Raw genomic sequence first — 887 nt, forward strand, 5'->3', positions numbered from 1 at the left:
TCACGTTCTCGACATTGATAAACCCACGTTGATTGCGTTGGCTAAGTCCATTATCTGGCACGAGAACGGCTCGCAACCGTATTCCGATGATGTTTTCACACGGGCATTTGAGATGCTATGAGGTATTGAGCGATGAGCATTATTCTGGGTTCAATGATTTACGTTATCGGTTTTATTGCGGCGTTCATTATTTTTACATTGATAGAAAAAAAACGAGCGAATGATCCGGAAGATTTTGGGGTCATTTTGTTTGCATCAATCATATGGCCGATAGGGGTTATTGTTACGCCGATTGTTTTTGGATGCTGTCTTTTAGGCAAGAAATATAACCAAATTGTCGGAAAACAGTGACCAAGATGAAACTCAACAGCCAGTATTTCACCCTCGGTGCTTTGGTGATTGTCTCTGGCCTGCTCTGGTTCTATTACCGCGAGTATCAGGACAAGGCCGAAGAATACGCGAGGTTAAAGCGACAGTATGACGAACAGATCATCACGATAAACGAGCAGCAAGCGCGAATCAATCACCTCGCAGAACTGGACGCGAAACATACACAGAGGCTAGCCAATGCGAACGCTGAAATCGACAGGCTGCACACTGCTTCTCTTGTTCATCCTGAACGGGTGTACATCAAAGCCGAATGCTCCGTGCGTGAAACCGCTGCCCCCTCCGGCATGGATGATGCAGCCACCGCCCGACCTACAGACGCCGCTATCCGGAATTATTGGCTACTCAGAGAAAGAATTGCCACCTCAGAGCAAATGATTCTGGGATTGCAGGAATACATCAAAACACAGTGTAACTAAATGAGGTCATTATGAAATTTGAAGATTTACCAGAAGCATCACAACAGACAGCGCGAGAAGTATTGGCGGATATGCTGAGAA

At 45.9% G+C, this 887-nt stretch carries 2 protein-coding genes; both read left to right on the forward strand.

Going from position 1 to position 887, the window contains the following annotated elements; genetic code table 11:
- Window positions 1-132: 132 nt before the first annotated feature.
- A complete protein-coding gene (locus PSI23_RS21590) occupies window positions 133-351 on the forward strand; it encodes a hypothetical protein (RefSeq protein WP_273556994.1) in 219 nt (72 codons plus the stop codon).
- 44 nt (window positions 352-395) lie between these two features.
- Window positions 396-806 carry a lysis protein gene (locus PSI23_RS21595; RefSeq protein ID WP_273556995.1) on the forward strand — a complete coding sequence of 137 codons (411 nt, stop codon included), beginning with the start codon at window positions 396-398 and terminating at the stop codon, window positions 804-806.
- Window positions 807-887: the final 81 nt, after the last annotated feature.

This window comes from Xenorhabdus yunnanensis, from assembly GCF_028598805.1.
GTDB lineage: Bacteria > Pseudomonadota > Gammaproteobacteria > Enterobacterales > Enterobacteriaceae > Xenorhabdus > Xenorhabdus yunnanensis.

Excerpts from the sequence above, each read along its gene's own strand:
- PSI23_RS21590 (WP_273556994.1), top strand. The coding sequence starts at position 133 with ATGAGCATTATTCTGGGTTCAATGATTTACGTTATCGGTTTTATTGCG.